General features: G+C 70.8%; 13 protein-coding genes. 10 read left to right on the top strand and 3 right to left on the bottom strand.

The annotated features are described in order from the left end of the window. Positions 1–144 precede the first annotated feature (144 nt). From ABZ855_RS24535 to ABZ855_RS24515, 5 genes are all read left to right on the top strand, one after another. Positions 145–1872 carry a hypothetical protein gene (locus ABZ855_RS24535; protein ID WP_360810155.1) on the top strand — a complete coding sequence of 576 codons (1728 nt, stop codon included), beginning with the start codon at positions 145–147 and terminating at the stop codon, positions 1870–1872. Between the two features lie 59 nt (positions 1873–1931). Beyond that, positions 1932–2750: an NAD(P)H-binding protein gene (locus ABZ855_RS24530; RefSeq protein WP_360810153.1), complete on the top strand. Its 819-nt coding sequence runs from the start codon at positions 1932–1934 to the stop codon at positions 2748–2750. A 41-nt stretch (positions 2751–2791) separates the two neighbouring features. After that, positions 2792–3412 carry an NAD(P)H-dependent oxidoreductase gene (locus ABZ855_RS24525; protein WP_360810151.1) on the top strand — a complete coding sequence of 207 codons (621 nt, stop codon included), beginning with the start codon at positions 2792–2794 and terminating at the stop codon, positions 3410–3412. After that, entirely contained in the window at positions 3409–4320 is a 912-nt protein-coding gene (locus tag ABZ855_RS24520) for an alpha/beta fold hydrolase (protein ID WP_360810149.1), read from the top strand. Before ABZ855_RS24525 ends, ABZ855_RS24520 begins: the two co-directional genes overlap by 4 nt. A 186-nt stretch (positions 4321–4506) precedes the next feature. Then, a complete protein-coding gene (locus ABZ855_RS24515; protein ID WP_360810147.1) occupies positions 4507–5892 on the top strand; it encodes an FAD-binding oxidoreductase in 1386 nt (461 codons plus the stop codon). Between the two features lie 213 nt (positions 5893–6105). Here the strand turns inward: ABZ855_RS24515 and ABZ855_RS24510 are convergent, their stop codons facing one another. After that, positions 6106–6930 (bottom strand): NAD(P)H-binding protein, encoded by an 825-nt coding sequence (locus ABZ855_RS24510; protein WP_360810145.1) that lies wholly within the window; start codon positions 6928–6930, stop codon positions 6106–6108. A 125-nt stretch (positions 6931–7055) separates the two neighbouring features. Between ABZ855_RS24510 and ABZ855_RS24505 the strand changes: the two genes are divergently transcribed. Both ABZ855_RS24505 and ABZ855_RS24500 read left to right on the top strand, forming a co-directional pair. Then, positions 7056–7538, top strand: coding sequence for a MarR family winged helix-turn-helix transcriptional regulator (locus ABZ855_RS24505; protein WP_360810143.1), 483 nt, complete (start codon positions 7056–7058; stop codon positions 7536–7538). Between the two features lie 412 nt (positions 7539–7950). Next, positions 7951–8898 (top strand): hypothetical protein, encoded by a 948-nt coding sequence (locus tag ABZ855_RS24500; RefSeq protein ID WP_360810141.1) that lies wholly within the window; start codon positions 7951–7953, stop codon positions 8896–8898. A 14-nt stretch (positions 8899–8912) separates the two neighbouring features. Here the strand turns inward: ABZ855_RS24500 and ABZ855_RS24495 are convergent, their stop codons facing one another. After that, positions 8913–9608, bottom strand: coding sequence for a response regulator transcription factor (locus tag ABZ855_RS24495; protein WP_360810139.1), 696 nt, complete (start codon positions 9606–9608; stop codon positions 8913–8915). A gap of 719 nt (positions 9609–10327) precedes the next feature. Between ABZ855_RS24495 and ABZ855_RS24490 the strand changes: the two genes are divergently transcribed. Beyond that, the gene (locus tag ABZ855_RS24490; protein WP_360810137.1) at positions 10328–10480 is read left to right on the top strand and encodes a hypothetical protein; all 153 of its coding nucleotides are present in this window, start codon (positions 10328–10330) and stop codon (positions 10478–10480) included. A 183-nt stretch (positions 10481–10663) separates the two neighbouring features. Then, positions 10664–12115, top strand: coding sequence for an alpha/beta hydrolase (locus ABZ855_RS24485; protein WP_360810135.1), 1452 nt, complete (start codon positions 10664–10666; stop codon positions 12113–12115). A gap of 3 nt (positions 12116–12118) precedes the next feature. Here ABZ855_RS24485 and ABZ855_RS24480 read toward each other — a convergent pair whose 3' ends face one another. After that, positions 12119–12667, bottom strand: a complete 549-nt coding sequence (locus ABZ855_RS24480; RefSeq protein WP_360810133.1) for a hypothetical protein — start codon at positions 12665–12667, stop codon at positions 12119–12121. A gap of 189 nt (positions 12668–12856) precedes the next feature. Between ABZ855_RS24480 and ABZ855_RS24475 the strand changes: the two genes are divergently transcribed. Further along, the gene (locus ABZ855_RS24475; RefSeq protein WP_360810131.1) at positions 12857–13864 is read left to right on the top strand and encodes an SDR family oxidoreductase; all 1008 of its coding nucleotides are present in this window, start codon (positions 12857–12859) and stop codon (positions 13862–13864) included. The last annotated feature ends 96 nt before the right edge of the window (positions 13865–13960 follow it).

Raw genomic sequence — 13960 nt, 5'->3', positions numbered from 1 at the left:
GATCTCCGCACGGGGAGCGGCTCGGGGCCCCGGTCCGGACTTTCACGCGGGGTGGCCTCAGCCCGGCCGCATCCGGCCGGGGCACAAGAAATATACAAGCGATCACAAATAAGCACACGGTCACTTTTTCTGGAGGGACGAAAAATGGTCACACCTCTGAACGACGGTCCGGACGCGCCCGCGAGGGACGATTTCGGGCATTCGACGCCGGTCGGCCTCTGGACCGGTACGGCCGTCCACGACGGCCGGACGGAGACCTTCACGATCTCTTTCGCCCCCGACGGCGAGCTGACCCTGGTCACGCCCATCAGCACCGGGCGGGGTACCTGGGAACCGACGGAGGACGGGTTCATGTACGTCTTCAGGGAGACGCTCGCCCCCGAGACGGGCCGGCCGGGCTATGTCGAGGTCGTCGTACGGGCCCGCCGCTCCGGCAGCATCTACACCGGCTCCGGACCCGCGGAGGTCCACACGCCTGACGGCACGGTCGTGCACCGCACCACCTTCGAGACCAGCGCGGAGTTGCGCACCGAGACCTGGCCGGACCTGCTGGCCGACGGCTCCTCCCCGCTGGCGTCCGCACCGCGGGCAGTGCGTGAGGCCGCCGCGCTGGCGGGCGCGCAGGCGGAGAAGGCCGACAGCGAACGGCGGGTGCAGCCCGAGGTGATCCAGGCGCTGACCGACGTGGGCTTCGCGCGCTGGTTCGTGCCGCGCGCCCACGGCGGTGACCCGGGCACCTTCGCCGGCCTCACCCGGGCTGTGGCCGCGCTCGGCGAGGAGTGCTCCGCGACGGCTTGGCTCGCCTCCCTGTTCGCCTTCGGGCCCCGATACGTCGCCTGCCTCCCCGAGCAGGCCCAGTCCGACGTCTGGGCGGCCGGCCCCGACGCCCGCGTGGTCGTGGTCAACAAACCCCTCGGCGCCGCCGAACGCACGGAGGACGGCTGGCGGCTGACCGGCGAGTGGACCTTCGCGAGCGGCGTCGAGTACGCCGACTGGGCCCTTCTGGCGGGCCCTGCGATGCCGGGTGCTGCGATGCCGGGTCCGGCCGACCCCGGCACCGCCGGCGCTGCCGGAGTCCCGGCTACGGCCCGGCCCGGCGCCGCGCCAGCCGGGCCTGGCGCGGGCGCTGCCGGTGTCCCGGGCATGGGCCGGCCCGGTGCCGTGGCAGGTGGGCCCGGCTCTGGTGGGCTCGGCTCTGGTGGGCCCGGTGCCGGGGGACCGGGTGGGGCCGGGGGTGGTAAGGGTGGGCCCCGGTTCTTTCTTGTGCCGCGTAGTGACTTCTCGTACCGCGACACCTGGCACTCCCTGGGGATGCGCGGTACCGGGAGTCACACCCTCGTCCTGGAGGACGTGTTCGTCCCCGAGTACCGGACCTGCGTTCGTGCAGACGCCATGCAGGGCCGTACCGTCGGTGTTCCCGGGCCGCCGCTGCCGACCCTCGCCGTCAACGGACTGACCTTCGTCGCGCCGGCCCTGGGCGCCGCGCACGGCGCGCTGAACGCGGCGGCGACCGGTCTCTCCGTCCCGCCGGGCGGCCCCCGTGCCGAGGCCGCACAGGCCTACCAGGTCGGCTACGCCCGCGCCGCCGGCCTCGTCGACGCGGCCGGGCTCCTGGTCGAACGCGTCGCCGACACCGCGGACCGCGCGGTGCTGACCCCGGCCCTGGTCCGGCGCAGCCGCCGGGACGCCGCCCTGGCCCTGGAACTCCTCACCGACGCGGCCGACCTCCTCCTGCGCACCGGCGGCACCCGCGCTCAGGAGGACCACCACCCGCTCCAGCGTTTCTGGCGCGACATCCGCTCGGTCGCGAGCCACGCCGTCATGCAGTTCGAACCGGCGGCACTCGACTACACCCGGGGAAGCACGGCCTGACCCGCGCGGCACCGCACACCCTTGCCCAGACATCTGAACGCCCCTTTGGGAGACCCATCGTGATACTCGTCACCGGTGCGACCGGGCACGTCGGCCGCCCCCTCGTCGATCTGCTGCTGGCTGCGGGACAGCGGGTACGGGGCCTGACCCGCGACCCCTCCCGCGCCGGCCTGCCCGAGGGGGTGGAGGCCGCACGTACGGAAGACCTGCCCCTCGACGGGATCGACGCCGTCTTCTTCGTCCTCGCCGCCTTCCCGGAGGGCCCCGCCGAACTGATCCGCCGCGCCCGCGAACACGGTGTCCGGCGCATCGTCGCCCTGTCGTCCTACACGGCCCTTGACGACGATCCGAAGAACTTCATCGCCGTGCGCCACCGCGACCTGGAACGCCGGATCGAGGAGTCCGGCCTGGAGTGGACGGCCCTGCACCCGGCGGGCGGCCTGGCCGTCACCGCCCTCGAATGGCGCGAGCAGATCAGGGCGACGGGCGTGGCCCGGGGCCCGTACGCCCGCGCGCACTCCGCCCCGCTGCACGAGCGGGACATCGCCGAGATCGGCGCCCGCGCACTGCTCACCGACGAACTGCTCGGCACGAAGCCGCTGTTCAGCGGCCCGGAGTCGATCACCTACGCGGACCGAGCCCGTCTCATCGGCGAGGCGGTCGGCAGGCCGGTGAGGTTCGAGGAGATCACCCATGACGAGGCGCGCAAGGAGATGGCCGAGGTCGGCATCCCTCCGGGCGCGATCGAGGCCCGTCTGCGGATGTTCGCGCAGCTGGTCGACGCCCCGCACCCGATCTCCCCCGTGGACCGGTTCCTCGGCAGGCCGGGCCGTACCTTCCGCCGCTGGGCCGAGGACCACGTCGCCGACTTCACCTGATGTCCCGCCACCTGATGTCCCGCCACCCGATGGGAGCTTCCATGGCGCACGACCCCCTACGGCTGGCCGTCGTGGCCGGCAGTGGCCGACCGGGCAGTACCGGGGCGACCGTCGCTCACTGGTTCGCCGGCCAAGCACGGCGGTACGGCGGTCTGCGCACGGACATCGTCGATCTGGCCGCGTACACGCTGCCCGCCGAGCCGGTGGCGGCCACGTCGCCCGAAGTCGCCGCCCAACTCGCCGACCTGACCCCGCGTCTGGCCCTCGCCGATGTGTTCGTGCTGGTCACGCCCGAGTACAACCGCTCGTTCCCGGCCTCGCTGAAAGCGCTGATCGACTGGCACGACAGCGAATGGCAGGCCAAACCGGTCGGCTTCGTCTCCTACGGCGGGCGCTCCGGAGGCCTGCGCGCCGTCGAACACCTCCGACAGGTCCTCGGCGAACTCCACGCCGTGGCGGTCCGCGACACGGTCAGCTTCCACGGTGTGTGGGACCTGTTCGACTCGGAGGGCAACCCACGGGACCGGGAGGGGTGTGCCGTCGCGGCGAAGGCCCTGCTCGACCAGCTCGCCTGGTGGGGAACGGTCCTGAGGGAAGGCCGGACACGCCATCCGTACCTGCACGGGGCGCGGCCCGCGCTCACCGGCGGGGCGGGCGGATGAGGACGGCGGCGCCGAGCGTCCCGGCCCCGGGCGCCGACACCTCCGTACGGGAGGTCCTGCTGGACGCCGGCGGTGGCATCCGGCTCTCCGGGCTGCTCGCGGGGGACCCGCGGACCCCGCCCCGGGCCACCGTGGTCGCCGTCCACGGCGGCGGGATGCGCGCGGGCTACTTCCATGGCGCCGCACACCGGGACCTCTCCCTGCTCACCCTGGCCGCGAGCCTCGGCCACCAGGTCCTGGCCGTCGACCGCCCCGGCTACGGCCGGTCCGCGGGGGCACTGCCGGAGGGCCTACCCCTCGCCGAGCAGACGGCGTTGCTCGCCACCGCCCTGGCCGCGTTCGCGGACACCCACCCGCTGGGTGCCGGCTACTTCGTCCTGGCGCACTCGTACGGCGGCAAGGTCGCCCTCACCCTGGCCGCCCGGCACGGCGAACTTCCGCTGCGCGGGCTGGCGGTCTCCGGCTGCGGCCACCGCTTCGCCCAGGGTGCGGCGGGCCTCCCGCCCGGCCGGTGGAGCGCGGCGTCGCGCATGAACAACTGGGGGCCGCTGGGCCTGTACCCGCCGGACACCTTCCGGCTGGCCGCTGCCCTCACCACCCCCGCACCGCCCCGCGAGGTGGCCGAACTCCCTTACTGGGAACGGACGTTGGCGGAACTCGCGGCGGGCGTACGGCTGCCCGTACGGTTCACCTTCGCCGAGCACGAACGCCGCTGGCGGCACGATCCGCGGGCGCTGGGCGAGCTGCGCGGGATGTTCCCCAGGGCCGTGGTCTCCACCGAGCGGCAGCCGCATGCGGGCCACAACATCAGCCTCGGCTGGGCCGCGCGCTCGTACCACCTGAGGATGCTCGGCTTTTTGGAGGAGTGCCTCTGGGGCGACACCCTCCGCCCGACGAAGATGGCTTGATTCTTTCGGTCTCAGGTGGAAATCGGGAAGGGTCGGGATCGGATTCCCGGAAATCAGCCCCATGATTACGCACACCCGCTATAGGCCTTTAACAAACACCCACTACTATTGATGGATGATTCCCCGAAGGGAGTCGCGCGCCCCGTTTAAGGACGGGCCGACGAGTGCGCTGAGAAAGGCGAAGATGTGCCAACGAACCCTGCCGAGGAGCTACGTTCCTCCGTGGCCGGACGGATCTTATTCCCCGGCGACGATTCATTCGACGAGCTGCGCAGCGGGTGGAATCTGACGGTCGACCACCGGCCCTCGGTGATCGTGGTCCCGTCCTCCGCGCGGGACGTGGCCGCCGCCGTCAGGTACGCCGTCGCGCACGATCTGCCGGTCGCCGTCCAGTCGACCGGCCACGGCGCCGTGCTGCCGGCCGACGGGGCCGTCCTCGTCCACACCGGTGAGCTGACCGAACTGACCGTGGACCCCGAGGCGCGCACCGCGCGGGTGGGGGCCGGCCTGCGCTGGGGCCAGGTGGTCGCGGAGACCGCGAAGTCGGGCCTCGCTCCGCTCAACGGCTCCTCGCCGGACGTCGGCGTGATGGGGTACCTGACGGGCGGGGGACTGCCGGTCCTCGGCCGTACCTTCGGCTTCGCCACCCACCGGGTACGGTCGTTCGACCTGGTCACCGCCGACGGCACCCTGCGTACCGTCACACCGGACTCCGAGCCCGACCTGTTCTGGGCGGTACGCGGCGGGCGTGGCAACTTCGGCGTGGTGACGGCGGCCGAGATCGATCTGGTGCCCGTCACCCGGCTGTACGGCGGCGGGTTCTTCTTCCCTGGCGAGGAGGCCGACCGGGTCGTGCCCGCCTACTTCTCCTGGCTGAACGGACTGCCGGAGGAGATGAACTCCTCGATCATCCTGCTGCGTTTCCCCGACCACCCGGCGGTGCCGGAGCAGAACCGGGGCCGGTTCGTCGTCCATGTGCGGATCGCCTTCACCGGCTCGGAGGAGGAGGGGGAACGCCTGGTCGCCCCCCTGCGCGGGCTGGGCCCGGAGCGGGACGAGGTCGCCGAGATGCCGTACACCCGGGTCGGCGAGATCTACCACGACCCCTTCCGGCCGACCTATGCCTGGTGCCGGACGGCCCTGCTGCGCGAACTCGACGCCGAGGCGGTCGCCGCGCTGCTCGACGTGGCAGGTCACGACCACGGTCAGCTGCCGCCGGGCGGGGTCGAGATCCGTCACCTGGGTGGTGCCCTGGCGCGGCCCGGGGCCGTACCGTCCGCGCTGGGACTGCCCGAGGGCGCCTTTCACGTCTTCATGAGCATGCCCGCACCGCCCGGGACAGAGGCCGCCGAGCGCTCCCGGGCCGCGGAGCAGCTGGTGCTCGACCGGCTGGCGAAGTGGGACACGGGAGCGCTGCTGCCCACGTTCATGTTCAGCCTGGACCGCACACCCGAGGACGTTTCCCGCGGCTACCGCCCGGAGGACCACGAACGGCTACGGAAAATCAAGGCCGTGTATGACTCGGGGAACATCTTCCGTATCAATCACAACATTCCTCCGGCCACGGCGTAGACCGGCCGAAGGACAGGACCGGGTCAGATTTCCCCCATACGATTCCGTGGAATCCGCAGGGGAAATCCGGCCCGGTTGTTTTTCCCTCCGCGTGCCTTGTTCCCGCCCCGTGTGCCGCTTTTCTGTATCGCGGCAGCACGAGCGGCCCGCCGCGCCGCCCGGAGCATGAAAAGCTCCGGGCCACACGACAGGCGATGCGTGAAAATCAGCCACTCAGGAGAAATCCGCCGCGTGGTGGGCGACCCACTGGGCGTAGGTGTGGGCCGGCCGACCGGTCACCTGCTCGATGGTCGGCAGGACCTCCGCGGTGATGCCCTGCCACGAGGCGAGCTGGTCGAGCAGGTACTCCGCCGCGTCCGGCGGCATGTGCCGGCTGAGGTGACCGAGCGCGGCCTCCCGAGGCAGCTCCTCGAACTCCACGGGCCGGCCGAGCGTCTCGCCGATGATCCGGACGCGGTCGATCTGGGTGAGCGACTGCGGACCCGTCAGGCTGTGCACCGCACCGTCCTCGGGGGAGAGGAGCGAGGCGACGGCCACGGCCGCGATGTCCCGCTCGTCCACCGGAGCCGCGGCGGCGGTGCCGTAGGCGGTCCGCACGACCCCGCCGTTGTTGATCTGCCCGGCCCAGCCGAGGTCGTTGAGCATGAACAGACCCGCGCGGACGAAGGTCCTCGAGATGCCTGAGCCCGTCACCGCGTTCTCACACTCGAGGTGCACCTGGCCGATGAAGCCCGGGTCCTCGAATTCGATGGCCGACGACGAGAGCATCGCGATGTGCTCGACGCCTGCCGCGGTGGCGGCGTCGAGAAATCCGCCGAGCTGACCGAAGACGGGGAAGAGGAAAGCGCGGTCGACACTCTTCAGTGATTCGGACAGGGTCTCGGGGCGCGAAAAGTCGCCGGCAATCACCTCGACATCGTCCGGTAATCCAGAATTCTCCGGGTTGCGGGTGACGGCCCGGACCTTCTCTCCCGCTTCCAGAAGCTGTTGGACAACATTTCGTCCGACATTTCCGGTGGCTCCGGTGACGAGAATCATGGCGGAGTTGGCTCCCTACTGGGCAGGCGTACGGGTACCCGTGGCGCCCCCCGGACCCGCAAACGTTGGTCAGGCCAACGTAGCACGATCGTGGGTCAGGCCAACAGAGCTGATATTTTGGCCAGGTGGACCTCACAGTTGCCTCGAAGGCCCCGGCCAGGCTGCGTGCGACGCCGAGCTGGCTCGTCACGCAGATTGCCACTCGCGCCGCGCGGCTGGTCAGCCAGTCGCTGGCAGGCGTCGGTGCCCGCCGCTACCACTTCGCGCTGCTCGCGGCCCTCGACGAGTTCGGGCCCGCCAGCCAGGCCGACCTGGGCCGGCGCTGTGGCATCGACCGCAGCTACATCGTCGAGGCGGTCAATGAGCTCGCTGCCGCCGGCCTGGTGGTGCGGGTCGTCGACCAGGCCGACCGGCGGCGCAACACGGTCACCGTGACCGGGGAGGGCCGGGCCCGGCTCCGCTCGATCGGCGAGGCGCTGGACGACGCCCAGGGTGACCTGCTCGCCCCCCTCTCCCCCCAGGAACGGGAGCAGCTGACCGCTCTCCTGGGGCGCGTCCTCGATCACGCCGTGGCCCAGGAGCAGCCCCCGGCGACCCCGTCCCGCTGACCGGCCCGTCGCGCGGCCGGACCGGTCAGCGCGGCTCTGCTCGTGTCAGGGGAGGGTCAGATCCGTGACCAGAATGCGAGCGGATGGTCAGTAGCGCATCAGTTGCAACAGTGAACCGCAGGTAACCCGCCAAGGAAGTCGGCCGTAGCCAAGAGAACCGCCAGAATCACGTCACAAGACGCCTCCTCAGGATTCGCTGGAAGCCCGTGTACGCATGATTTCCCTGTACACCCGGTACCCACCGAGAGGAACTGCGATGGCGATGCGGCAGCAGCCGAGCCGATGGCGACAAACGCGCGCCGAATGCGAGGGGGCGTGGTGTTCCGAGAAAAAGCAGTCGATGTTACCCGCTACCCTCGCGGAAACTGGCCGCCAGGTCCGGATTGCGGAATCCCATTGCACCGGAAAGGCGATGCAGGCACCCCGTGATTTCGGCGACCGAATACCCGGGAGCAAGCTGTGCGGGGACTGCTTGCTCGCCCTCACCGCCACGCTCGTCTCCCTGCCAGGGCTGTACGAGGAGTGCGGCCGGGTCCTCAGCGGCACGCGCACCAGACGGTGGGAGGAACGCCCCTCGGGTGGCGGCGCCCTGCGGGGGATCCCGCTCAACACGGCTGCGGCGGACGCGCGTTCCGCCATGCTCCGGATGCTCGCGTCATGGAGCGGACTGGTGGTCGATGAACGAGGCGTGGCCGCGCCTCGGCGCACGGTCCCCGAACTCACCGGGTTCCTGCTGCGGCACGTGGACTGGCTGGCCGCGCACGACGCGGTCGCCGATCTGACCACTGAGGCGGGCCGGCTGGCCCGGCGGGCGCGCGGGGTCGTCGAACCCCCTCCGACACCGGGCGTACCGGTCGGCCCCTGCCTCATCGAGGACTGCGCGGGCACGCTCGTGGCCCACGGCCCGGGGGGAGCCGGCGAAGGGGAGCGGGGTCCGGTGCCGGGAGGTCCCGCGGGTGACGACCCCCGTAGGACCGGCGCCGAGCTCGGGCACGGTGGGGGGAAGCGGACGGGGCGGGGTGCCGGAATCGTCTGTTCGAGGAACGACGGCCATGCCTGGGCGCCGTGGGAATGGGTGGCACTCCGGTCCCGGCTGGCCCCGACCGGCACCCCGGTTCTCCCGGCCGCCGTGGACGAGTCGGCGCCGGGCCCGGCGCCCGCCACGGTGCTGTGGCTGGCCGCCGGGGACATCGCCCGCCTGTGGGAGGTGAGCACCGGCACCGTCTACCGCCTCGCCAGCGAGCGGCGCTGGCGCCGTCGCAGCCGGGCGGGGCGAACCTTTTACCACGCGGAGGACGTGCGCGGCACGTTCGCCGAGCGCGGTCGTGGACGGGCCCGCCGTGGTACGCCGGAGAGCTGACCGGGGCTCGCGTGCTACGCCGACTCCCTCCCGTACCGGGTGTGGACGTCCTCCCACGGGACGAACCGGAAGCCCACGCCGCGGACGGTGACGATCCAGTCGCTGCAACCGAGCTTGCCGCGCAGGCTGTTGACGTGTGTGTCGATGGTGCGGCCCTTGGCCCAGGTGTCGTGCCAGACCTGGGCCATCAGGTCCTGCCGGGTCAGCACGGTGCCCGGCTGCGAGGTGAGCGCGCGGAGCAGGTCGAACTCCTTGCGGGTGAGGGACATCGGCTCGTCGTGGAGCCGCACCTCACGTGAGGAGATGTCGATGCTCAGGGGGCCGTGGGTGATGAGGCCGCCCGCCGTGCTGTTCGCCGGCCTGATGCGCCGCATAATGGCCTGGATACGTGCCACCAACTCGTGTATTCCATAGGAACGATCGATGCAGTCGTCGGATCCGGCCTGTAGTCCGAGTACCCGCTCCAACTCGTTCTGTCTCTCGGCGACGGCGATGATGGGGGTGTCGCTCACATTTCTTATCCGGCGGCAGACTTCCAGGCCGTCGGTGTCCGGTAAACCGAGGTCGAGCACGATGAAATCGGCTTTCTGATGATTCTCGAGAGCTCGTTTTCCTGAATCCACCCAATCGGCTTCGAAACCGTGGCGACGCAGGCCGCTCACGATTGATTCCGCAGTCGCCGCCTCGTCCTCGATTACAAGTACCCGCATGGAAAGTCCCTCGTCAGTTCAGAAGCGCAGCACGTGTGGGGGGGCGGGAATGGGCCACATTTCCCGGAACTCGCAGGCAAGGCATGTTCGGCGAGATCGACACCGACCATGAAAAAGATGGTCAACCGCTCGGGCTGTTGTGCCCGTCCGCAACCCCTGTCAGCGACAGGAGGCTGATAAATGCAGGTCAGAGCGGGTGGAGCGACTACCGCCCCGGCATATGTCCGTCCTGGCGTCGGATGCAACGCGGCAGATCAACATGAACAGGTCACCCTCAGCCTTTGGTGTCAATCGGTCAAGCAGCTGGCACCAGCGGCAGCGTGCTTTCAAGTCGTTTCATCGAACATTCCTGCCTCATTCTGGTGAGTGGCGTGCGTATATTCAACTACCACCTGTCATTTGGCGAAAAAAATGAATCACCTTCCGTGGTGCCATGTTGGGCCTTGCTCGGGTTTGTAACCTTTTGATGGATCGCTCCGGCGGCGGATGAGAGTGGCCGACGTTGCGCTGTGCGCAGTGGGCTGGTCAGTTCAAGGGCGTGATCCGGCCGTTGTGGGCACCCTTGACCTGCTTGGGGGCAACGAAGAATATGGACCACATTATGGCTCACTTGTACCCCGAGGCTCTTGGCCGAGTCGGGCGAGTCTGAGGCCTGAGAAATTCGACGTCGACTGTCGGTAATCCGCGTGACATCTGACGCCCCGCCCCACAGAGGAGGAATGATGACTGCTGTCTTCGACCAAGGCGTCCTGCCGCTCGCCGCGCAGGCTTCCGTCACCGAGCCGGACCGGATCCCGCCCCTGCTGCTCGCGGGGGAGGACGACGAGGAGGCGGTGGCCTCGGACTCGCACATCGTGCGAGGCATCGACTGATCCCCTGCCTCTCCCTGCGGCGCTTGCCTCTCCCCGCGGTGCTTCGGGCTGCACCGGCAAAGTTGTGCATTATCTTGACGGCCGCAAGAAATAAGCCCTACATTCCTGCACGTCTTCGTTCAGTGCACTGAGCGTCTGTCCGGTCCCGCTCCGTAACCCGCCCCCCAATCCAGGAGCCGCTCCATGCCCGCAGACACCCGTCCCCCCACCAGCCCCACCAGCTTCACCCGCCCCACCAGCCGTACCCGCTCGCGTGTCGCCCTCGCCGTCCTGGTCGCGCTGACCTCCGCGGCCCTCACCACGCTTCCCTCCTCGGCCGCCCAGCCGGAGGCCGCCGTCACCGGGCGCCTCACCGGCACCCTTTCCGACGGCGCCACCTGGGTCGCCGATGTGCCCGACGACTGGAACGGGACTCTGCTCGTGTTCAGTCACGGTTTCGGCCCGCTGGTCGCGCGCAACGCCCCCAGCGACGCCGTACGTACCGCGCTGCTCGCCCAGGGCTATGCGATGGCCGGGTCGTCGTACGACCCGAACGGTTCGATGTGGGCCCTGAACAGCGCCGCACGGGACCAGTTCGCCACCATCGACGCCGTCGCCGCGAAGATCGGCGAGCCGACGCGCACGCTGGCCATCGGCCAGTCGATGGGCGGCCTCGTCAACGCGCAGCTGGCCCGGGACGGCGGCGGGATCATCGACGGCGCGCTCGGCCAGTGCGGGCTGGTCGCGGGAGCGAACGACCTGGAGAACTACCAGCTGGACGCCGAGTACACGATCGCCCGCCTGCTGCTGCCCGAGCAGGACGTGAAGCTCGTACGGTTCGGCACGCCCGCCGAAGCCGCCGCCACCGCCGATCTGCTCACCAAGGCGGTCACCGCCGCCCAGGCCACACCCCAGGGCCGGGCCCGTGTCGCGCTGGCCGCCGCCTTCCTCAACCTGCCCGCCTGGGCGCCGGGCAAGGACCGGCCGGCCCCGACCGACTGGGCGGGTCAGCAGGAGCAGCAGTACGCGTGGTTCGCGCAGGGCATCCTGACGTTCGTCGAGGGCGGGCGGTACGCCATCGAGCAGTCCGTCGGCGGCAACAACTCCTGGAACAAGGGGGTGGATTACGCCCGTCTGCTCGCCGACTCGCAGCACGCGCCGCAGGTTCACGCCCTCTACCGGGCCGCCGGCCTCGATCTGCGCGCCGACCTGCGCACACTGACCTCGGGTGCGACCATCACCGCCGATCCCGCCGCTGTCCGCACGGCGCAACGGACCTCCTCCGCGGGCCAGGGGCTCGAGGTGCCCCTGCTCGACATCCACACCACCGCCGACAACCTGGTCCCGGTGGAGCAGGAGAACCGCTTCGCCGCCCGTGTGCGCGCCTCGGGAGACGGTGCGTTGCTGCGGCAGGCCTACGTCGAGCGGCAGGGCCACTGCGTGTTCACCACCGCCGAGACGGTGGCCGCCCTGCACGCCCTCGAACACCGTGTCGAAACCGGCCGGTGGGACGACGTGGCGACCCCGGCCGCGCTCCAGAAGTCGGCCACCGCGCTCGGCCTGGACGGGGCGGCGTACGTCCCGTACCGTCCGGCGAACCTGTCGGTCGGCCGCGACGCCTCGGCGTACAAGGCGCACGACTCGTACAAAAAGTAGGTTTCAGGCGCGTGCCCCCTGGGGCGAGGCCGAGGTCTCGCCCCAGGGCTGGAACGTCTCGGTGACCTGCCGTGTGCGCAGCTGCTCCAGCGTCTCCAGTTGCCCTTCGGCGCGTTGGAGCAGGCCGTCGAGTCGTCCGGGGTCGAGGCGGTCGTCGGCGTCGGCCAGTCGGCGCAGCGTCCGCCAGGCGGCGGCCTTGCCCTCCACGCCCAGCCGCAGCAGCTCCAGCTCCAGCATGGGGGCGAGCGGGGAACGCCGTACGACCCGGCCGTTGGGCTTGAGCCGGCCTATCCGCTCGGCCAGCCGGCCGGTGACGAGCTTGTAGCGGCGTACGGGGACGTCCAGGGACCGCATGATCCGCAGCAGGGCGGCGCGGTCCTCGGCGATCTCGTCGGCGATCGGCCCCACGGCGTCGGAGAGCGCCGGGTCCCGCTCGGCCTCGGCCTCGGCGAGCGACCGGGCCCGGTCCGTACCGAGGGTGGCTCCGGCGAGATGGTCGTTGAGGTAGATGCCGAGCAGGTCCGTGTCGGTCGGGGTCGGACGGTCGTACATGGGACCACTCCTTTTCCCTTGGAATCGAGCGGAGATCGACGGAGTCGGGTGGCCGAGTACCCCCGGCGAGCCGGTCCCACTGCCCCGAATCCGGTCGCTCTCCGCTGAGCCGATCGGGCGCTCGCGGGTACCCGGTGCGCCACGGAGGCGGACACAGGACGTCCGGCTCGGCAGCCGAGGAGGTACGGAATGGGACTGCGCAACCAGGTCGTGGTGGTGACCGGCGCGTCCGGCGGCATCGGACGCGCCACGGCCGAGGCCTTCGCACGCAAGGGATGCGCCGTCGTGCTCGCCGCGCGCCGCGAGGAGGCGCTGGAGGCGACCGCTCAGGAGTGCAGGCGGCATCGTGGGGCCCGGGCCCTGGTCGTGCCGACCGACATGACGGACGTCAAGGCGGTCGACGACCTGGCACGGCGGGCGGTCGAGGAGTTCGGCCGGATCGACGTCTGGGTCAACAACGCCGCGGTCAACGCCTTCGGCCGCTTCGAGGACGTACCGCTGGAGGACTTCCGCAGGGTCCTCGACGTCAACGTCATGGGCTATGTGCACGGGGCCCGGGCGGCGCTGCGCGCCATGCGGGAGAACGGCCCCGCCGGGCGGAACGGCACCGGGACGCTGATCAACATCTCGTCCATCGTGGGTGCCGTCTCGCAGCCGTACAGCCATCCGTACAGCATGTCGAAGCACGCGGTACAGGGGCTCGGGCAGAGTCTGCGGCAGCAGTTGCGGGTGGAGGGCACGAAGGGCATCCACGTGTGCACGGTGATGCCCGCGACCATCGACACCCCGCACTTCGAGCACGCGGCGAACTACACCGGCCGCAAGGTGATCGCCATGCCCCCGGTGTACAGCCCGGAGCGGGTCGCCAAGGCGGTCGTGGACCTCGCCCGCCATCCCCGCCGCGAGGTGGTGGTCGGCCCGGCGGGCCGCGCGCTGGTACGTCAGTCACGTATGGCGCCGGGACTCGCCGAACGGGCCATGGCACGGCAGACGGACAAGGGCCACCTCGACCACGACGAGGAGGCCCCGGCCACGCACGGCGTGCTGCACGTCCCCGCCCCCGGCGAGGGAGCGGTGCACGGCGGCTGGCACGGCCGCCGGCGTACGGCGATGCGCAGGACGGCCACCGTCGCGGCCCTGGCGGGAGCGGCGGTGACGGCCGGCCGCCGGATGAGCCGGGGCGCGACGACCGCCTGAGCGGCGGCTCAACCACACCGCAGTCGAGCTGGCCGAGGTGTCGCTGTGGCTCAACGCGATGCACGAGGGTCTAAAGGCTCCGTGGTTCGGCCTCCA

The sequence above is a fragment of the Streptomyces sp. NPDC047042 genome (assembly GCF_040644035.1).
Classification (GTDB): domain Bacteria; phylum Actinomycetota; class Actinomycetes; order Streptomycetales; family Streptomycetaceae; genus Streptomyces.
The sequence above is the reverse complement of the archived record's forward strand: the minus strand, read 5'-3'. Positions and strand labels throughout refer to the sequence as shown.